We start from the raw sequence: 20,280 nt of genomic DNA on the forward strand, positions 1-20,280 counted from the left end.
TTTCATATATAATGAAGTAAATAGAATTTTATCCCATTCATCTCAGTCTAGAGACTGAGGGGAAGTTCCTTCTCTCGCCGCTGTTTCTCAGCACTTCATTCCTGTAGACTAAGGCTATAAGATTGAAGAAGAGAGCGTTCCACTACTTTAAAGGGGAAATGAGTCATGAAAAGAAGGTTCACCAGCCAGGTTTTAGGCGGCCTGATCCTGATAGGGATTGGAGCTATGTTTCTACTGAGACAATTGGGTTACACTGATTTCAGCTTAGGTTACCTGATTTCGAATTATTGGCCGGTTATCTTGATCCTAATGGGAATGAAACGGCTTTTAGGTACAGGGGAGGAGCAATCAAAAGGTTCTTCACCTATCGGCGGCTTTTTCTTTCTGGCGATCGGAGTGTTTTTCCTTGGACGGAATTTAGATTGGTTTGATATTTCGGCCGGGGATTTTTTCAAAATGTTCATTCCAGTCATGTTGATTGGCGGCGGACTTTATGTGATTTTTAAACCACGCGGTTCAGTACCACCTGTGCCACCAGCTCCACCGTCACCACCAGATCACTTTCCTTCAGGAAAAAGCTCACTAGATGTGGAGCCGCCCAAACCGCTGGATTCCACACTTGATGAACAATTTGAGCAAAAATTCGGCAAGGCTTCTGGTCAACGCGACTGGAAGGACTATCTTCAAAAAGATGAAGAAGACGATGAGGACGAAACAGGATCTTATAAGTCCGGCGCTGAAGCACGTTGGCAAGAGAAGCAGGAACGACACGAGCGCAGACGTCAGGAACGTCATGAGCGTCATGCTCGTAGACATGGTGAATGGCATGAGGAATTCCATGAATCAAATAATCAAAAGGAATCGACCAATCGCTCTGCTTTTATCGGAGATGTCCACATGGGGCGCGAGCATTTCCAACTGAAGAACACGAATATCTCGCAGTTTATCGGCGATACCGTACTGGATCTGACGAATGCACAAATTGCTTATGGCGAAACGAGGATTAATATTTCCGCTTTTATAGGCGACATTAAAGTGTACATTCCGAATGATATGGATCTTGGCATCTCGGTGAACAGCAGTTCTTTTATCGGGGATATGGAAGTTCTGGATCAGTCTCGCAGTGGGTTTATGAGCAGTGTACAGTGCAAGACTCCTTATTATAAAGAAGCAGGCAAAAAAGTCCGTATAAATGTAAGTGCATTTATAGGTGACATTAAAGTTAAAACGGTGGGTTAGATGGGGACAATCTTCAGTAATACCAAATGGTTGCTGTTGTTTTACTTTTTGCTCACTGGAGCGGTAAGCGCTGGATTGATGTATGCAGGCACTTGCCTTGGTTATATCGAAGTGAAGGATTATCGGATGTGGCTGTACTTATGTCTCGGGATTGTGTTGTTCACTGTAGTTATCGGCTACATGGCAGGCCAGCGGATTCAGCGCCGGATTGATCATCTGGATCTGAATATGCTGCAGGTAGCCAAAGGAAATCTGTCCGTACGGATGCCAGAAAGTGACGATCAGTCTTTTGCCCGAGTGTATCACGAGTTTAATGTCATGATGGATACGGTTGAGAATAAGATGCAGCTTCTACAGCGATTGGGTGAACAAGAGGTTATTGAGAAGGAACAGGCAGCGGAGAGTGCGGTGTTGGAGGAAAGAAGGCGTATGGCCCGGGATCTGCATGATACGGTGAGCCAACAGCTTTTTGCCATCCATATGTCCGCTTCTTCGCTGCCTAAAGTTCTGAAGGTCAATGAAGCTCAAGGTCAAATGGTCATGGACCAGTTGATTACAATGTCTCAGATGGCACAAAAACAAATGAGAGCATTAATTGCACAACTGCGTCCAGTGGAGCTGGAAGGTCGAAATCTGTTCGAGGCGCTGGAAAAATGGTTTCCCGATTATTGTCGCCAGAATGGCTTAAAAGGAATGAAGGAGCTCGAACTTCAGGGCGAGTTATCGGAAGCGATCGAACATCAGCTGTTCCTAATTATTCAAGAGGCGATGGCGAATATTGTGAAGCATGCTGAAGCTAGACTGGTCAGCCTATCACTGCGTGAAGGATCAAGACAAGTTGTGCTGAGTATTAGTGATGACGGTCAAGGTTTTGAACATGTGCAGCAAAAACAAGGCTCCTACGGTCTCACCACCATGCGCGAACGCGCGGAGAAACTGGGTGGGCAAGTGGAGATTATTAGCCGCAAGGGTGCGGGAACGACGATCCGTGTACATATTCCTAAGTTTGTTCAAGGGAACCCAGAATTAGAGCAGAATAGATCGTTAGGAACAGATACACAGGACGAGGAGGAGTAGAGCATGAGTGTCATAAAAGTGTTGCTCGTAGATGATCATGATATGGTACGGATGGGCCTCAAAACTTATCTAATGCTGGAGCCTACATTCGAGGTCATCGGTGAGGCGGCGAATGGACAAGAGGCGCTGGAGATGCTGCGTGCTGGTGGACATGAAGGTCTGCCTGACCTCGTGCTGATGGATTTGATGATGCCTGTGATGAATGGTGCCGAGACCACAAGAGCAGTGCTGGCTGAATTTCCTGGCCTCAAAATCGTGATCCTCACCAGCTTTCTGGAGGATGATCTTGTTGTAGATGCTATAGAGGCTGGTGCTGTCAGCTACGTGCTCAAAACAGTGTCGGCAGAAGAGTTAATCTACGCACTGCAAGGGGCTTACCGCGGCATGCCTGTCATGACGGGTGATGTGTCACAGGCGCTGACCCGTGGTATACGCCAGCGCACCGTGCAAGGTGATTCCTCCGGTTTAACAGAGCGTGAGAAGGAAGTCCTGCTGCTTATAGCTGAGGGCAAGACCAATAAGGATATCGGTGAGGAGCTGCATATCAGCATCAAGACAGTGAAGACGCATGTCAGCAATCTGTTGATGAAATGCGAGCTTGATGACCGTACCCAGTTGGCTATTTACGCTCATCGAAAGGGCTGGGCTCAGGGGTAGGACTTGTAGACTAAGGTGCATTACTATTTGAAATGGTTTTAGAAGCTCGGGCCGCGACCTTTTTCGCGCCCGAGCTTCTTTTTTCTGCTTCCCTGTATAATCTCCTCCCATTTGCCTATATCTTTTATCTGCGCTTAAATTGTTTTTAATGTGACCTTAAGGTTTAAAGTACAAAATAAGAACATGAAAACAAATTAATCCTTGTCACGGCGACAGGAAGCAGGAGGAAAGATAAACATGGACGATAACAAAAACAACTTCAATCGCGACAATGGACCAGCACCAGATCGGGAATGGGACAATAATAACAATAGCAGCAATAATAATACTTCATCTGAAACAGGATCATCATCCTACTACTATTCTTACGGACCTTTTAAATCTTTGAACAAAGATGAGAATAACGCTGACGGAGGCGCGCAGCACTACAATCGGATGGAGCCAGAACGGGTCGAGGTTACACCTCCACAGCCTGTAAAGCCCTTACCATATAACACATCACTTCGTACCACTGGCTATGATGGTAATGGTGGTGGCCGCGGAGGAAATGGCGGTGGCGGTTCTGAAGGTGGCGGCGGCTGGCAATATAATAAAAAACCAAAAAGCTCGTTAAAAACAGTGCTGGTATCATTCCTAGCCGGTATGGTCGTTCTCTCGGGCTCAATGTATATGGCAGACAGAGGTAACTGGTTTACGGGAGATACAGCTACAACGGTTGCTACTAGCTCCGGAACGAATGGAACGGCGAAGACAACGGGCGAGAGTGCAGGTGTTGCGCCTTCTACTTCTACTACATCCTTGGTGACTGGATCTCGTGATGTGACAGGTGTTGTTGATGCAGTGGGACCAGCAGTCGTTAAGATTGAGACATTAGTGAAAACTAATTCGCGTAATGGAAGCTCATCCAGCCCGAATCTGAGTGATCCCTTCTCACAATTTTTCTTCGGGGATCAATACAGTGGAAATGGTTCTTCACAAAATGAACAGGATTCCAAATCAGGATCGGATTCTTCATCACAGCTTATCCCTTATGGAATTGGAACAGGCTTCATTTATGAGAAATCCGGCTATATTTTGACCAACCAGCACGTAATTGACAATGCTGATGTAATCCAAGTCACCGTGGATGGCGTAACCAAGCCTTATGAAGCGAAGCTGCTAGGTTCTAGCAAAGATCTGGATTTGGCTGTGCTTAAAATTGAAGGAGATAGTGATTTCCCTACCGTAGCACTTGGAGATTCGGATAGCATAAAGGTAGGTTCAGAAGTGGTTGCTATCGGTAACCCACAAGGCTTCGACCATACTGTAACTTCCGGTGTTCTTAGTGCAAAAGGACGCAGTATTGATATTAACGAAGAAGATGGCAGTGGAACTCGTAATTACAAAAATCTGCTGCAAACCGATGCTTCTATCAACCCGGGTAACTCAGGTGGGCCGTTGCTCAACATGAATGGACAGGTAATCGGGATGAACGTAGCCGTCAGCACGGATTCTCAAGGTATTGGTTTCGCAATCGCTGTGAATACGATTAAAGAAGTCGTAGATAAACTGGAAGCCAACCAAGCCATTCCGAAAGAGCCGGTACCTTTCATTGGTGCAACTCTTATGACGATTACAGATGAGGTTGCTAAGCAAATGGGTACGGATATTAAAGAAGGTTCTGTGGTTGCAGATATCATCTATAAATCCCCAGCGTATACCGCTGATCTGCGCCCTTACGATATCATTACCGGTGCGAATGGAACGAAGTATGCAACCAACCAAGATCTGATTACTTTCATTCAAACGTTAAAAGTTGGTGATAAAGTAACATTAAATGTTGTGCGCGACGGTAAAACCATGGATCTTTCAGTTACCATCGGTAACAAAAATGATTTTGATACAACGACTACACAACAAAGTCAGCAGCAATAATACCGGACGGTAAGTCACACGGAAGGGGCGACCCTTCCGTTTTTGTCTAATTGTGATGTAAACTGCTACAATATATAAAAAGAACTGAACAATGGGGGCTGCTTGATGCGACCGAATATTCTAATTATTGATGATGACGAAAAGATTATTTCTATGCTGCGTAGAGGTTTAGCTTTTGAAGGTTACGATGTGAAAACAGCGGTGAATGGAGCGGATGGATTACGGGCGATCTTGAGCAGTGATCCGGATGTGGTAATTTTGGATGTAATGATGCCTCAGGTGGATGGCTTTGAAGTATGTCGCCGCCTGCGGGAAGGGGGCAGTAATGTACCTGTTCTCATGCTTACCGCGAAGGATGAAATTGAGCACCGTGTGAAAGGGCTTGATCTGGGCGCGGACGATTATCTGGTTAAACCTTTTGCCTTGGAAGAACTGCTTGCACGTGTACGTGCGCTGCTTCGGCGTAAGAGTGAGCAAAGTGAAGGTGGAGAGCAAGCGGTTTCTTATGAAGATATTACGCTGGATGTGGATTCACGTGAGGTTACCCGTGCCGGTAAAAGACTGGAGCTAACAGCGAAGGAGTTTGAGCTGCTTCATCTTTTTATGCAAAATCCGAAACGTGTGCTTTCACGGGATCTGATCATGGATAAAATATGGGGTTATGATTATAGCGGTGAATCTAATGTGCTTGAGGTATACATAGCTATGCTACGTCAAAAGACGGAGGAGCATGGCGGTAAACGCCTCATTCAAACGATCCGGGGTGCCGGTTACATTCTAAGAGGTGACAACTAACATGTCTATAAGATTGCGGCTGACTGCTTGGTATTCAGGGATTTTGGCCGTTATGCTGCTGGCCTTATCAGCCGCAATTTACGGTTTTGTTTATTTTAATACTTATGGGGACTTGAAGAATCGCCTCCAGGTGCAAGCTGAGCAGACCATTCCATTTTTCAGTATCAATTTATACAGCGGTGAACTAATGATGGATGGGGTCAGAACTCCTGAGAATTCTAATACGTATACACAGATCTATGTTTATGATACTAAGGTTATGCAGCGAACGACAAACATGAGAAATGGTAATCTTGCATTTGATTATCCCGAGCGGGATAAAATTGTACAGGGATTTCGTAATGTTGTAATTGAAGGCAATCAATTTCTGATTTATGAACGGCCAATTCTATTGGAAAATTATAAAAATAATCCTGCTGCTGTGTTACAAGTGGCTACCTATGTAGGTGAACAGAATAAGCTCTTGGAGCGTTTAAAAACTATCCTGCTCGTAGGTTCTTTTGCTACCCTGATCGCGGCATTTACCTTCGGCTTGTTCCTAGCGCGCAAATCCATGAGTCCAATCGGCAAAGTAATTGAAGCTGCGAATGGGATTCAGACGGGGAATGATTTAAGCTCGCGTATTGAATACGATGGGCCGCCAGACGAGATAGGAAGACTTATTGAGACCGTTAACAGTATGCTTGGGCGTATGGAAGGATTCTACACAGAGCTGGAGGATTCGTATGCGGCTCAGCGCCGTTTCGTTTCAGATGCTTCACACGAGCTTCGGACACCGCTCACTACGATTCGCGGAAATATTGATCTGCTGCAAAAGGTTTGGGAGATGGAACCCGGAGAAGGGAAGATGAGTGAAGCTGAGATTCGCCAGCTATCGCTTGAATCGGTGCAGGATATCGCAGACGAGTCTAAGCGTATGAGCCGCTTGGTCGCGGATATGCTCTCGCTCGCGCGTGCGGATACTGGACGTACTTTTGATATAGAGCCCGTGGCACTGGAACCGATGATGAATGAGATTGCGCGCCGCGCCTCTTTCCTGCCGCGTCAAGCCGAGTGGGTTACAGGTGATATGTCAGTCTTAAACGGCAAATATATAGTTGGGAATAAAGATTATCTACAGCAAATGCTCTTTATTTTTATTGATAATGCCTTTAAGTACACGCCTTCTGGCATCGTGAGTTTGGATACCCTTTTCTATCAGAATCAGGTTGGTATTCGGATCACTGATACAGGTATTGGTATGGATAAAGATGAGGTTCCATATATCTTCGATCGTTTCTATCGTGCGGATGAATCGCGTGGAATTACGGAAGGGATTGGGCTTGGTCTATCCATTGCTAAGTGGATTATTGACGAGCATGGTGGGTCTGTGGAGGTTGTTACACGCCAAGGTGAGGGTACTACTTTTGTCATCTGGTTGCCGCTTCTCTTTGCTCCGCCGCTGGAATAGGGTATAATTTAGAAGTGTCCTATTACAGAGGTCAATGAAAGCAGAAAGCTGGTGAACTCATGGAAGTCATTAAAATCTCTCCCCGGGGATATTGTTACGGAGTTGTCGATGCAATGGTTATGGCACGGCAGGCTGCGCAAAATCTCGATCTTCCCCGGCCGATTTATATACTGGGTATGATTGTTCATAACAGTCATGTCACGAATTCGTTCGAAGATGATGGCATTATTACTTTGGACGGACATAATCGTCTGGATATTCTGGATAAAGTGGATAGTGGGACTGTTATATTCACTGCACACGGGGTTTCTCCTGAGGTGCGCAAGATGGCAAGGGACAAGGGTCTGACTACGGTCGACGCCACCTGTCCTGATGTCACGAAGACCCACGATCTTATTCAGGAAAAAGTAGATGATGGTTATGAGGTCATTTATATCGGCAAAAAAGGCCATCCGGAACCAGAGGGTGCTGTGGGTATTGCCCCTGAGCATGTGCATCTGATTGAAAAAGAAGATGAGATTGCTACGTTATCCATCCCTTCTTCACGTATCGTCATTACGAATCAGACTACTATGAGCCAGTGGGATATTAAACATATCATGAAAAAGCTTCTGGAGACCTTCCCAGGTGCTGAAGTGCATAATGAGATATGTATGGCTACCCAGGTACGTCAAGAGGCTGTAGCGGAACAAGCAGGGCAATGTGATCTGGTGATTGTTGTCGGTGATCCGCGAAGCAACAACTCTAATCGTCTGGCACAGGTGTCGGAAGAAATCGCTGGGGTTCCTGCCCATCGTATTTCTGATGTGTCTGAACTCCAAACAGAATGGCTAGAGGGTGTAAATATCGTCGGGGTCACTTCTGGCGCGTCCACACCTACACCTATCACCAAAGAAGTGATTAACTACTTAGATCAGTATGATTCGGCTAATCCGGAGACGTGGGAGATCAAACGTACAGTGAATATGGCGAAGCTGCTGCCACCGGTTAAGAATAAGAGTGCAAGTACTACTTAATGTAATGGGCTAGGCTCGACTTATATATTATGAACGCTGCAACAAGAGCGCTTAACTTCGTCAGTCGAGGTTAAGTGCTCTTTTTTATCGAAAGAACGCTTCCAGCATAGGAATCTAGAATATAGATTGACTATAATCGCTTTTTGAGGTAGAATTGCTTTAGTGATTAAAAGCATAAAAGCATAAAAGCGAACACGCGTCGTAGCGCAATATTATCTAGCGGAATTATTATAAATTTTAAGTGTAGAGAGGGAGTTATAAATATGATCGTCATTACATCAAATCAAACACCGGAAGAGCAGGTTAAAGATATAATTGCCGTAATCGAAAAAGAAGGTTTGCAGGTGCATCTCTCCAGAGGAGCAGATCACACGGTGATAGGTTTAGTGGGAGGCGTCACTCCTAAGCTCGCCGAGCATTTGCGGCAAATGAAGGGTGTAGAGAACGTCGTGAAGATCTCCAAATCCTACAAGCTGGCCAGCCGGGATTTCCATCCTGAGGATACGATTATTGATATCAAGGGTGTGAAGATTGGTGGAGAAAACCTGGTGATCATGGGCGGACCTTGCGCCGTTGAGTCTCCAGAGCAGATTGATGAGATCGCCCGGCTTGTTAAAGCGTCTGGTGCTCAGGTACTTCGTGGAGGCGCGTTTAAGCCCCGCACAGGACCGTACAGCTTCCAAGGCGTAGGTGTGGAAGGTTTGACTATGATGGCTGAAGCAGGAAAGCGTCATGGCCTGTTGACGATTACAGAGGTTATGACACCGGAGTATGTTGATATCTGTGCGGAGCATGCGGATATTCTGCAGGTGGGTACACGGAATATGCAGAACTTTGATTTGCTGCGCAAGCTGGGTACCTGTGGCAGACCTGTTCTTCTAAAACGTGGCTTCAGTGCGACCTATGATGAGTTGCTCAATGCAGCGGAGTACATTTTGGCAGGCGGTAATAAGGATGTAATGCTCTGTGAGCGCGGTATTCGCACATTTGAGACCTACACTCGTAACACACTGGATCTATCGGCTATTCCAGTTCTACAAAGCTTAAGCCATCTTCCAGTAATCTCTGACCCAAGTCACGGAACCGGTCGTCGTGAGTTAGTTGAGCCTATGGCCAAAGCTTCTGTTGCTGCTGGTGCAAACGGGCTAATTATCGAAATGCACACAGATCCGGACAATTCCATGACAGGTGATGGTGTTCAATCGTTATTCCCTGATCAGTTTGATAACCTGCTTAAAGATCTGGAAAAGCTGGCTCCAATTGTTGGACGTAAGTTTTCTACTTCGCCAGAAACGGTTTCGGCGCTATAAAATTCAATCTAAGAGCTTCCTCGGAAGCCCTCTTAACCCGCGACCTAGTGGGAAAAGAGGGTTTTTTTGGAGTTGAATAAAATAAATGTGACATCAAAATATGCGAAAATAACAGATTTCACGAAAGCGTTAGAATATCTTACATTGCTGAAAGAAATACCTGACATAAGCATTGACGATGTTAGGTATGAGATTTATAATTACGACAGCAAAAAAAATTAAAACAAGAACATTTGCATACTGTGAGCGGCCTAATGTTCGGAACTTGGGGGAGGAAAAATTCATGTCGGTTGAAAAAGTGTTGCAAACAATTAAAGAGAACAATATCGAGTGGGTAGATTTTCGATTCGTAGATTTAGGTGGTCGTGCCCACCACATCTCTCTGCCAGCTTCTGAAGTGGAAGATGAAACTTTTGTAAATGGGGTAGCATTCGACGGTTCTTCCATCAAAGGTTTCCGTGGTATTGAAGAATCAGACATGGTTATGATGCCTGATCCGAATAGTGTGTTCATAGATCCGTTTACAGCTCATCCAACGCTGAACGTGATGTGCGACATTTTCACTCCTGATGGCGAACGTTATGAGCGCGATCCTCGCGGTATTGCTGTGAAAGCAGAAGAATTCCTGCAAAAAAGCGGAGTAGGTACATCTGCATTCTTCGCACCTGAATCAGAATTCTTTATCTTTGACGATGTTCGTTACGAAAGTGGCATGAACAGATCCTCATTCTTCGTAGATTCTGAAGAAGCGGCTTGGAATACGGGTCGTAAAGAAGAGGGCGGCAACTTGGCATTTAAAGTTGGCGTTAAAGGTGGATATGTTCCTGTAGCGCCAGTTGACTCCCAACAGGATATCCGTAGTGAGATGTGCCGTCTGCTTGCTGAAGTTGGACTACGCATTGAACGTCATCACCATGAAGTAGCCACTGCAGGTCAAGCGGAAATTAACTTCCGTTTTGATACCTTGAAGAAAACTGCTGATAATCTCATGACTTATAAATATATTGTACAAAACACTGCACGTCAGTATGGCAAGGTAGCAACCTTCATGCCAAAACCGCTGTTTGGTGATAACGGTAGCGGAATGCACGTGCATCAATCGATCTTTGACGGAGATACTCCTTTGTTCTATGAAAAAGGCGCTTATGCTAACCTGAGCGAAATGGCTCTTCATTATATCGGTGGTATTTTGTACCATGCACCAGCATTGATCGCTTTGACTAACCCAAGCACCAACTCCTTTAAGCGTCTGGTTCCTGGCTACGAAGCACCGGTTAACTTGGTTTACTCCAAAGGAAATCGTTCTGCAGCAGTTCGTATCCCAGTAGCAGCTGTGACACCAAAAGGCTGTCGTATCGAATTCCGTACACCGGATTCCACGGCTAACCCTTACTTGGCATTCTCCGCAATGCTGATGGCAGGTCTGGACGGAATCAAGAACAAGATCAACCCGCAAGAACTGGGTTATGGTCCTCTTGATAAGAACATCTATGAATTGTCTGATGCAGATAAAGAAAAAATCCGCAGCGTTCCAGGCAGCCTGAGCGAAGCGCTTGATTCTTTGGAAGCTGATTACGAGTTCCTAACAGAAGGCGACGTATTTACTAAGGACTTCATCGATAACTATATTGCTCTGAAACGTTCTGAAGCACAAGAGGTAGCGATTCGTGTTCATCCACATGAATATGCCCTGTACTTCGATCTATAAGATTCCTGCTATTATAATCTTTATAATAAAAGAAGCTGTCTCAAAAGTAGTGATTCTACTTGGAGGCAGCTTCTTTTTTTGAATTGGGAAAGTAATGGATTTTATTGTACCTTATGAATGTGTGCCACGCATAGTGTTCTAAGCCATGAGTAGTGTTCTATGTTATTGGGGTGGGCGGTAGGTGACTGTTAGGTGTGATTTCCGTTCGGCTTGCAGTATATGATTTGTGGTATCTGTGACGCTGGACTATGTACGGTGAGCGATATGCGTTCTGTGTTTATGTGATGTACAAAGTGGATTTAAACTAATTAGGGAAAAACTCCCTAAAAATAGCCGATATTTGCTCTAAATGAACGAAATCAGGGAATTCCTCCCTAATAATCAGGGTGATTTCTTTATTAGTTACTGAATAGGCCAAAATTCAGGGAAGTTTTCCCTAATTATAAGTCCGATGAACAGAAATCTCTGATTTTTAGGGAGAAATTCCCCAATTATTTTATAAGTACTTCACTTATTGCATCATTTGGAGTGCACTAGGTACGCCCTTGAATCCATTTGGGCATCAAGTAGTGTTAAGAAACATAAAAAGGCTGTCACCAAGCCATAAAATGGCTGCTTGGGACAGCCCCTTTTTGCTATTCGTGTATTCTCCGAGAAAGGCTACACTAGCCCCCGTTCAGGAGCGCCGCAGGACTCTCTAATGATAAGCTCTGGTTCTACGCTGAAAGAACTCGTACCTGATTGGTTGTTTATTAGATCATACAGCATTAGTGCTGCTAGGCGACCGATCTTATCTTTATTTTGGCGGATGGTAGTCAATAGGGGTGTTGTATAATTGCAGGCCTCAATATCATCACAGCCAATAATTGCAACAGTTTCAGGAACAGCGATAGAAGCCTCTTTAAGGGCACGCATCGCCCCTATAGCAAGCTGATCGGACGCTGCGAAGATCGCTCTAGGTAAATTTCCATTCTCAATCATTCTACGCATCGTCTCATACCCACTGGCCTCAAAGAAGTTACTTCCGTTTAAGAACCAATTCTCGTTAATAGGCAGCCCCAAATCTTCAAGAGCTTTGCGATAACCACTTTCGCGCATATTGGAGATGTCTGAATCTGAGGAACTGCCGATGTAGCCAAGCTCTCGATAGCCCAGTAAATAAAAGTGTTCTACCACTTTGGAGGACATTTTGAAATTATCCGACATGATAAAGCCAGAGTTGTCACCCGTTAGTTTTAAATCTACGCCGATACATGGAATTGCACTGTTGTCTAATTCGCTGATAGAGGTTTCTAGCTCCTGTCCGGATAGAAGCACACACCCATCTACATTAAAATGCTGACAACGGGCAAGATAATCGTTAGTATCGCCACTTTGGAATTTTTCATTGGAAAAAAAGATAAGGTCGTAACCTAGTAGTCCCATTTGTTTTTTAAATGAATTTAGCACCTCGATGAAAAAAGGGTGGGTAAAGTCGACATTCAGCATTCCGGCAAAAATCACTCCGATTAGATTGGACGATTTCGTAGCCAATGTTTTAGCTGAATTGGAGGGGGTATATCCAGTTTCTTTTATAATTTGTTGAACCCTTGTCTTGGTATCTTCCGAAATATCACTGTAGTTATTAATGATTTTGGATACTGTCGAAACAGAAACTCCAGCAATTTTCGCTATATCTTTGATGCTGTAGGCCAAATTAAGTCCCCCTTATAGTGAAAAATGTTCCGTAATATATGTTTAAAATCTACTCAAGGCTATTTTTTTATGACTTGAATTTATGATTTACGAAATAGTTTCGTTACTTATTTTATAGTTCAATAAGATTATAGTCAATGGAATGTTTACTCTTAAACTAGGATTATGCTTGATATTAAAGGTTTTTTTGAATGATTGGTTCAAAAAACGTTCAAAAATGAACAATGAAAAAAGACTTTACAAAGACAAATAACGATGCAATAATGAAAATACCGAAACCGCTTTCTGTGATATCATCCTTACTGTTTCGTGATTTTCAGAAATTAGCATGTGGTTTCGTTAAAGGGTCATAACAAATTATCTGGGGGGTAACAAAATGGTAAAGAAGCTTTCTGCGGTATTGTTGAGCTCAGCGCTAGTGCTCTCATTAGCAGCATGTGGAAGCGGCAATAACAACGCGAATGGTGAGGCTACTCCGGGCAGCGGAACAAACAAGCCTGCATCTGGTGATAAGAAAGTGATTAAGATCTTACACTGGAAACAAGAGAATATTAACAAGGTCATTACAGAAATTAATAAAAAGTTTGAAGAAAAATATCCGGAATACAAAGTGGAGTACACAACCACTGGTCCGGATGATGAATTCAAACAAGCACAAAGAGCAAGAATTACAGCTGGTGACGTAGATGTACTTGCCGATCTATCCGGTATGAGATTGTCTCCGAAAGATTGGACACCAGGTGCGAAAGTGCCAGACTGGCAACAATGGATTGATTCCGGACTGATTGCTGATCTGAGCGGCGAAGCTTTCGTTAAAAACTACAATGCGAATGATATTGCTAAAGCCGGCACTTATAAAGATAAAGTGTATGCAATCCCAACCGGTAAAGTAGCGATGTCAGGATTCTTCTATAATAAAGAAATTTTTGAACAAAACGGGCTGACTGTACCTACAACTTGGACAGAGTTCATTAGTGTTCTAGATACATTGAAAGCAAAGAGTATTGTTCCAATCGTAGTGGCTGGTAAGGATGTATGGCCTTTGAAATTGCCAGTGTTCGGTTTGCAAGCCAAGATTCTGGGTGGCGGCAACCAACAACAATGGATTGAAGGGGTTTGGAAGGGAACTTCGGCGTTTAACGATGCTGAGGCTGTAGAAGTATTGGAGAAAATGAAGACGCTTCAAGATAACTACATCATCGACGGTTTCTTGGGTATCGACTATGCAACAGCACCTTCGTTTTTCGCAACAGGAAAAGCAGCTATGATTGCTGACGGAACTTGGGATGCTCCTACGATCGCGGCAGCAAATCCAGATGTGAAATTTGGTTACTTCCCAATCCCAGCTACAGAAGATGCTGCTAAGAATAATTCTCTTGTCGGTAAATACGATGTAACTTGGTATGCAGCAGAAAAAGGCCCGAACAAAGAAGGCGCTTTGAAATGGCTGGAATTCTTCTCTGAACCAGAAAACTACACAGAATATGTTAAAGCAGCTGGATTCTTGCCTACACAAGACAATATTGCCACTGAAAGTGACTTTATTGACAAAGAACTTGCTCCATACATGACTGGAGATTTCGAACTTGCTTATGAAATTATGATGATTAACCGTGATAACGTTGGTGAGCACATTGCAGCTGAAGGCGTTCACACTGAATATTTGGCACCAGGCGGCGAGTTTAAAACCGCTAAAGAGCTTGCAGATGTACAACAAAAAGAATGGGAAGCAGCAGCACCTAAATAAGTAGCTATCCCGATAAATAAAAAGAATCTACAACATACTGTACACCAAACATGTTTTACAACTTCGGGGTCTGTTTTGTGCAGGCCCCGATCATTTTATTGAATTAGGATTGGGTAGGTGAGAGAAATGTATCCGTTCGGGAAAGGTATTAAACGATATATACCGCTTCTGCTGCTAATGATTCCATTATCATTGTATGTAATTTTCTATTTTGGCCCATCTATGATGACGGTTATCTATTCATTTACAGATATCACTAACGTTCCTGGAAGCAAGATGAGTTTTGTAGGCCTTGACAATTATTATGATGTATTTTACTCAGGAAATTCAGGCGAGCGTTGGGATTCCATTATACGTACTATTTATTTCATGGTCATTGTAACCATTGTACAGAACGGTGTCGGTCTGCTTATGGCCGTAGTTATCAATCAGAAGCTGAAAGGCGATTATTTCTATCGCGCGGTATTCTTTTTACCGGTTGTGCTTGGTGTAGCGGTAGTTGCACTGGTATGGGGCATGATGTTCGATCCGCTGAGTGGTCCGGTTAACCAACTGTATGATTCTTTGTTCGGTTATAAAGATATGTTCTTTGGAAGCTTCACTCATGCGTTCGGTTATATTATATTTACGCAAATTTGGATGTATATGGGTTATTCGATGCTGATTTTCCTTGCGGGACTACAATCCGTACCGAAAGATTTGTATGAGGCTGGATATATAGACGGAACTACGAAGTGGCAATCTTTTAAAAATATCACATTCCCACTTATCGCTCCATCCTTTACGATTAACATTATTTTGTCTATTATCGGTGCGATGTCCACCTTTGATATTATTCTCGCAACTACGGACGGTCGCTTTAACACAAGAACGATGGCATATGACGTTTATAAAGAGACGTTCCGTGGTTCTCTACAGATGGGACTTCCTTCCGCGCTTTCCGTGGTTCAGTTCCTTATGATTCTGGTGTTTGTAGTATTTGCAGTGAAACAAATGCGTAAGAGAGAGGTGGAATATTAATGAAGGATTCCAAAACCGCCAAAACTCTCTCTTATATTCTGATTGCAGTGTTGCTTGTTTTGTATATCATGCCGTTGTTATTTGTAATCAATATTTCATTCAAGTCCTTTACAGAATATCTGTTAGATCCTATCGGTCTCGTAAAAAGTATTCAATGGGATAATTATAAAGAAGCTTGGCTACAGGGTAATTTCTCTAATTATTTCTTAAACAGTCTGCTGTATACAGCTGTGGCAACAGTGCTGACCCTAATTGTTTCGTTATTCGGGGCCTTCCCGGTGGCGAGAAATTATGTGAAGTGGAGCGGATTTATTTATTTGTTCTTCTTGATGTCTCAGTTCCTGCCGAATCCAATGGTCGCACAGTTCAAGCTGATGCTTACCATGAAACAGGAGCTAGGATTTGTAGGTTATGACACGAAGCTGGGTTACATTCTCCTTAAAACAGGCGGAACGGGTATCGTGTTCATGATGTTTGTAGGTTACATCAAAGGAATTAGCCGGGAGATGGATGAAGCAGCAGGTATGGATGGCGCTGGATATATGCGTTATTTGTTCCAGATCATCATGCCACTTATGAAACCAGTAATTGCTACAGGTGTTATTCTAACAGCAATTAGTATCTGGAATGACTTCGTGGGGCCGGTCATGTATTTACCGAGTCCAGAAAACTATCCAATCACCTTCGGGCTTAAAGAATTCCGCGGTCAATACGGGAACAACTGGCCTATGTTGGCGTGCGGGATCATGATCGTATCTGCACCGCTTATCATCCTATACACCTTCATTCAAAAGTATATCGTTGACGGTGCATTGGCAGGTGCGGTTAAAGCTTAAGTAGTTGTGTAAATGAGAGGATGGAGAGAATGGATCGTAATAAAATTCATGGCTTCGAATTCACCGGAAATGATGGGGAATTCAGGCTTCAGCAACCGGATCGCAGCAGTTTTCTATATTTCCCTCTAGTGAATGAAGGGGGAATGATGTCGACGGTAACTCCAAAACTTCATGGTCAGGTTACCACAGGTCATAATACATTTTTGACACCGCCATTATCTGTTGAAGATTTGCATAATTTGCGGGCTTCCCGTAACTTCTGGGTATACGTAGAAGGCAAGGGAGCTTGGTCGGCAGTGGGGAACTCCGCTAAGCAAAATGCCGATTTCTATACATCGTCTACTGATGAAGCAGTACTAGAGGCTGGTTTCCTGTGGCAACGCGTAACGCGTTGTAACGCAGAGATGGGTGTTAAAGCTGAAATCACCAGCTTTGTGCCAAGCGGTAATGATAAGGTCGAACTAATGAAGGTTACGTTGACGAATACAATAGCAGAGGCTATTACGCTGACACCGACAGCGGTAGTTCCGATCTACGCGCGTTCGGCAGATGATCTGCGCGATCATAGGCATGTAACCTCTTTGCTTAACCGGATCTATACTTCACCTTATGGTGTTGAGGTTCAGCCTGCGCTCTCCTTTGATGAGCGGGGACACCGCATCAATCACACTTCTTATGGAGTATTTGGTGCAGAGGGTGACGGCAGTCAACCTGCTGGTTTCTTTCCAGTGCAGGAGGAGTTCATTGGAGAAGGTGGAAGTCTGGATTGGCCAGAAGCTGTTATCCTGAACAACACGCCGGAGATTGGCAAGGGTGGAGGTGTACAAAGAGAGGGATATGAGGCTATCGGGGGTCTTCGTTACGAGGCGCTTAATCTGTCTCCTGGTGACAGCCATTCTTATATAGTAGTTATGGCGATCCATAATGAGAGAATTGACGTGGATGCCTTGATGAACAAATATGGTACATCTGAAGCTTTTGATCATTTGCTTGAGGAAACTAAAGCCTTCTGGGCAGATAAAGTGAATATGGTAGAATTTCATACCGGTGATTCAGATGCTGACCAATGGATGAAATGGGTTACGATTCAACCCGTGCTGAGAAGACTTTATGGTAACTCCTTCTTGCCTTATCATGATTATGGAAGAGGCGGACGTGGCTGGCGGGATCTTTGGCAGGATTGTCTAGCACTCCTTATTATGGAACCGGCTGAAGTACGCAGCTTACTGCTGAACAACTACGCCGGGGTAAGAATAGATGGTAGTAATGCCACTATTATCGGTCAACAGCCTGGTGAATTTATTGCCGACCGTAACAACATCCCGCGGGTGTGGATGGATCATGGAGCTTGGCCGTTCTTAACGACTATGTTATATCTGGATCAGAGTGGTGATCTTGATTTCTTATTGCAGGAACAGACGTATTTCCGCGATACCTTTATGAGTCGCTGTAAGGAACGCGATAATTCATGGGATACCTCGCTGGGAAGTGATCTCAGAACTACTTCTGGTGAGGTTTATAAAGGTACGATTCTGGAGCATATCCTGCTGCAAAATCTGGTTCCGTTCTTTAATGTTGGAGAGCACAATAATATCCTGCTGGAGGGCGCAGACTGGAATGATGGTCTTGATATGGGCGCAGACCGGGGTGAGAGTGTAGCTTTCACAGCATTCTACGCAAGTAACTTATTGGATATTTCTCGTGTGCTGCGTACGCTAAAGACTTCTAAAGGGCAAGAGACAGTTGAATTGGCAGAAGAAATGAAACTATTGCTAGATTCGCTTGGTGAGCAAGTGGATTATGAATCTGTATCAGGCAAGCATGAAAGACTTAATCAATATTATGCTGCCGCTCCGAACAAAGTCAGCGGTATTCGTGTAGCACTCGACATAGAGACAGTAGCGGACGATCTGGAACAAAAAGCAGAGTGGATCTTTAATCACTTGCGCCGCAATGAGTGGGTGGAAAGTGAACACGGTGGAGGCTGGTTTAACGGTTATTATAATAATGATGGAGAACAAGTGGAAGGGGAATTCGCAGAAGGCGTTCGAATGACGCTTACGGGTCAAGTATTCCCGCTGATGGGCCATGCAGCTGCACCAGAGCAAATTCCGCATATCATTGCCGCCGTGGATCGTAATCTACTGGATGACAAAATTGGGTACAGACTTAATTCCCGTTTCGGCGGGATCCAGCAAAATCTGGGTCGTGCCTTTGGCTTTGCCTTTGGACATAAAGAGAACGGTGCTATGTTCAGTCACATGACCATCATGTATGGCAATGCGTTGTATAAACGCGGATATGTGAAAGAAGGACATAAAGTACTAGAATCTCTGTATAGCTTAAGTACTGACTTTGCAAAAGCCCGCATATACCCAGGAATTCCTGAGTATATTAACGAGCAAGGCAGAGGGATGTATACGTATTTAACAGGATCAGCAAGCTGGCTGCTGTTAACTATGGTTACTGAAGTATTTGGTGTAAAAGGTAAGCTAGGTGATCTTTTGTTGGAACCGAAGCTTGTTAAAGAGCAGTTTGATTCCGAGGGAAAGGCCTCTATTAAGACAATCTTCGCGGATCGCGAGTTTGAAGTGGTCTATAAAGCCACAGGAAGCTTAAACTACGGGGAGTACCAAATACACTCTGTTACCCTGAATGGCAGCGAGGTGACGCTGCAGCGCGGCTCAGGAAGTGCGATTATTCCGCGTGAAGAGTTGCTCTCTCTGCAGACAGAGAAATGCCACTTGATTGAAGTGACATTGGCGTAGCTTTATACGATATTTTAAGACGTCTGCACCGTTATTCATAGCGGCTGCAGACGTTTTTTTCAATAATGAATATTTATTCATTGTAACAATGAACGAAAGGGCGCGTTAGGTATGGGTTGCAGACTGTCAAATGGCATATTAACTGTCGATATCGCTGATATCGGAGAGTATAAGGGCACTCGTTTTGACTGGACAGGATTTATTACACAGGTGACATTAGAAGAGGGGAAACATACGTTTTGTGTGCCGGAAAGCTTGAAGCCAGGCGAAGGAACTGGAGGCAAGGGGCTTTGTAATGAGTTTGGCATTTCCCGGGCAATTGGATATGATGAAGCACCAATCGGAGGCTGGTTTCCAAAAATCGGAGTCGGATTGTTACAAAAAGGAAATTCCCCATTATACAGCTTCAATGAGGAGTTCCCCTTAACCTCTTTTAGTAAGGATGTCGAAGCAGGGAATGATGCTGTCACATATACGATCCACCCAATGGAAAGCAACGGATATGCTGTGCAGCTAACCAAAACGATTTCTTTACAGGGGGATCAATTAACAATTGCATATGAATTGCATAACAAAGGTCAAAAGCCTTTCCATACGGAGGAATATATTCACAATTTCATCGGAATCGATGGGTTGAATATTGGGCAGGATTTTGAACTGCGTCTTCCGAGGGAACTCAAGGTAGTAGAACCAGAATCCTCCTATACGAAAGAATTGCTAGAGGTATCCGGGAATACTCTTACTTGGTCAAAGGAACCGGATAAACCCTTTTATTGCAAGTTGAGCGGTTGGGAAGGTCAGGAAAATGAGTTCACCTGGGAGTTGGTTCATAAGCCTAGTGGAACGGGCGTGCGAGAGAGTGGGGACTTTCCAGTAGAACGTATGGCCCTGTGGGGAGAAGGTCATGTAGTCTCTCCTGAAGTATTTGTGAACATTAGTCTTTTACCGCGTCAAAGCAAGAGCTGGCGCCGATCTTACCGGTTTTTCACTGCGAAATGAGTACCGTTTTAACCTTTTATGTGAATAATTATACTTGCTGGTGCGGGAG

General features: G+C 44.2%; 15 protein-coding genes. 14 read left to right on the forward strand and 1 reads right to left on the reverse strand.

Annotated elements, in window-relative coordinates; all coding sequences use genetic code 11:
* Positions 1-165 precede the first annotated feature (165 nt).
* The 9 genes from liaF (at position 166) to glnA (ending at position 11,166) form a co-directional block, all read left to right on the forward strand.
* Positions 166-1,239 carry a cell wall-active antibiotics response protein LiaF gene (gene liaF, locus NSQ50_RS08175; protein WP_036684468.1) on the forward strand — a complete coding sequence of 358 codons (1,074 nt, stop codon included), beginning with the start codon at positions 166-168 and terminating at the stop codon, positions 1,237-1,239.
* A complete protein-coding gene (locus NSQ50_RS08180) occupies positions 1,240-2,316 on the forward strand; it encodes a HAMP domain-containing sensor histidine kinase (RefSeq protein ID WP_036684466.1) in 1,077 nt (358 codons plus the stop codon).
* Positions 2,317-2,319: 3 nt separating this feature from the next.
* Complete coding sequence (locus tag NSQ50_RS08185; RefSeq protein WP_036684464.1) at positions 2,320-2,973, forward strand: response regulator; 654 nt, start codon at positions 2,320-2,322, stop codon at positions 2,971-2,973.
* A 237-nt stretch (positions 2,974-3,210) separates the two neighbouring features.
* Positions 3,211-4,887: a S1C family serine protease gene (locus tag NSQ50_RS08190; protein WP_076141383.1), complete on the forward strand. Its 1,677-nt coding sequence runs from the start codon at positions 3,211-3,213 to the stop codon at positions 4,885-4,887.
* A gap of 105 nt (positions 4,888-4,992) precedes the next feature.
* Positions 4,993-5,682: a response regulator transcription factor gene (locus NSQ50_RS08195; protein ID WP_036684461.1), complete on the forward strand. Its 690-nt coding sequence runs from the start codon at positions 4,993-4,995 to the stop codon at positions 5,680-5,682.
* A gap of 1 nt (position 5,683) precedes the next feature.
* Positions 5,684-7,132, forward strand: coding sequence for a sensor histidine kinase (locus NSQ50_RS08200; protein WP_036684459.1), 1,449 nt, complete (start codon positions 5,684-5,686; stop codon positions 7,130-7,132).
* 59 nt (positions 7,133-7,191) lie between these two features.
* On the forward strand, positions 7,192-8,148 hold the full coding sequence (locus NSQ50_RS08205) for a 4-hydroxy-3-methylbut-2-enyl diphosphate reductase (protein WP_036684457.1): 957 nt from the start codon (positions 7,192-7,194) through the stop codon (positions 8,146-8,148).
* Positions 8,149-8,411: 263 nt separating this feature from the next.
* Entirely contained in the window at positions 8,412-9,458 is a 1,047-nt protein-coding gene (aroF, locus tag NSQ50_RS08210) for a 3-deoxy-7-phosphoheptulonate synthase (protein WP_036684456.1), read from the forward strand.
* A 283-nt stretch (positions 9,459-9,741) separates the two neighbouring features.
* A complete protein-coding gene (glnA, locus tag NSQ50_RS08215) occupies positions 9,742-11,166 on the forward strand; it encodes a type I glutamate--ammonia ligase (protein ID WP_036684454.1) in 1,425 nt (474 codons plus the stop codon).
* A gap of 660 nt (positions 11,167-11,826) precedes the next feature.
* On the opposite strand, the gene NSQ50_RS08220 is transcribed toward glnA, so the two are convergent.
* A complete protein-coding gene (locus NSQ50_RS08220; protein ID WP_076101584.1) occupies positions 11,827-12,861 on the reverse strand; it encodes a LacI family DNA-binding transcriptional regulator in 1,035 nt (344 codons plus the stop codon).
* Positions 12,862-13,237: 376 nt separating this feature from the next.
* On the opposite strand from NSQ50_RS08220, the gene NSQ50_RS08225 reads away from it, so the two are divergent.
* The 5 genes from NSQ50_RS08225 (at position 13,238) to NSQ50_RS08245 (ending at position 20,231) form a co-directional block, all read left to right on the forward strand.
* Positions 13,238-14,608 (forward strand): ABC transporter substrate-binding protein, encoded by a 1,371-nt coding sequence (locus NSQ50_RS08225; protein WP_036684451.1) that lies wholly within the window; start codon positions 13,238-13,240, stop codon positions 14,606-14,608.
* A 126-nt stretch (positions 14,609-14,734) separates the two neighbouring features.
* Positions 14,735-15,628 (forward strand): carbohydrate ABC transporter permease, encoded by an 894-nt coding sequence (locus NSQ50_RS08230; protein WP_036684449.1) that lies wholly within the window; start codon positions 14,735-14,737, stop codon positions 15,626-15,628.
* Entirely contained in the window at positions 15,628-16,464 is an 837-nt protein-coding gene (locus NSQ50_RS08235) for a carbohydrate ABC transporter permease (protein ID WP_036684447.1), read from the forward strand. The genes NSQ50_RS08230 and NSQ50_RS08235 overlap by 1 nt, the downstream gene beginning before the upstream one ends.
* Before the next feature lie 29 nt (positions 16,465-16,493).
* Complete coding sequence (locus NSQ50_RS08240; protein ID WP_076101589.1) at positions 16,494-19,232, forward strand: GH36-type glycosyl hydrolase domain-containing protein; 2,739 nt, start codon at positions 16,494-16,496, stop codon at positions 19,230-19,232.
* 111 nt (positions 19,233-19,343) lie between these two features.
* Positions 19,344-20,231: a hypothetical protein gene (locus NSQ50_RS08245; protein WP_036684443.1), complete on the forward strand. Its 888-nt coding sequence runs from the start codon at positions 19,344-19,346 to the stop codon at positions 20,229-20,231.
* Positions 20,232-20,280: the final 49 nt, after the last annotated feature.

It is taken from the genome of Paenibacillus sp. FSL R10-2788, assembly GCF_038003885.1.
Classification (GTDB): Bacteria; Bacillota; Bacilli; order Paenibacillales; family Paenibacillaceae; genus Paenibacillus_AQ; species Paenibacillus_AQ odorifer.

Bases quoted from the DNA above. Each gene is read 5' to 3' on its own strand.
- liaF (WP_036684468.1), top strand. From the start codon at position 166: ATGAAAAGAAGGTTCACCAGCCAGGTTTTAGGCGGCCTGATCCTGATA.
- NSQ50_RS08180 (WP_036684466.1), top strand. From the start codon at position 1,240: ATGGGGACAATCTTCAGTAATACCAAATGGTTGCTGTTGTTTTACTTT.
- NSQ50_RS08185 (WP_036684464.1), top strand. From the start codon at position 2,320: ATGAGTGTCATAAAAGTGTTGCTCGTAGATGATCATGATATGGTACGG.
- NSQ50_RS08190 (WP_076141383.1), top strand. From the start codon at position 3,211: ATGGACGATAACAAAAACAACTTCAATCGCGACAATGGACCAGCACCA.
- NSQ50_RS08195 (WP_036684461.1), top strand. From the start codon at position 4,993: ATGCGACCGAATATTCTAATTATTGATGATGACGAAAAGATTATTTCT.
- NSQ50_RS08200 (WP_036684459.1), top strand. From the start codon at position 5,684: ATGTCTATAAGATTGCGGCTGACTGCTTGGTATTCAGGGATTTTGGCC.
- NSQ50_RS08205 (WP_036684457.1), top strand. From the start codon at position 7,192: ATGGAAGTCATTAAAATCTCTCCCCGGGGATATTGTTACGGAGTTGTC.
- aroF (WP_036684456.1), top strand. From the start codon at position 8,412: ATGATCGTCATTACATCAAATCAAACACCGGAAGAGCAGGTTAAAGAT.
- glnA (WP_036684454.1), top strand. From the start codon at position 9,742: ATGTCGGTTGAAAAAGTGTTGCAAACAATTAAAGAGAACAATATCGAG.
- NSQ50_RS08225 (WP_036684451.1), top strand. From the start codon at position 13,238: ATGGTAAAGAAGCTTTCTGCGGTATTGTTGAGCTCAGCGCTAGTGCTC.
- NSQ50_RS08230 (WP_036684449.1), top strand. From the start codon at position 14,735: ATGTATCCGTTCGGGAAAGGTATTAAACGATATATACCGCTTCTGCTG.
- NSQ50_RS08235 (WP_036684447.1), top strand. From the start codon at position 15,628: ATGAAGGATTCCAAAACCGCCAAAACTCTCTCTTATATTCTGATTGCA.
- NSQ50_RS08240 (WP_076101589.1), top strand. From the start codon at position 16,494: ATGGATCGTAATAAAATTCATGGCTTCGAATTCACCGGAAATGATGGG.
- NSQ50_RS08245 (WP_036684443.1), top strand. From the start codon at position 19,344: ATGGGTTGCAGACTGTCAAATGGCATATTAACTGTCGATATCGCTGAT.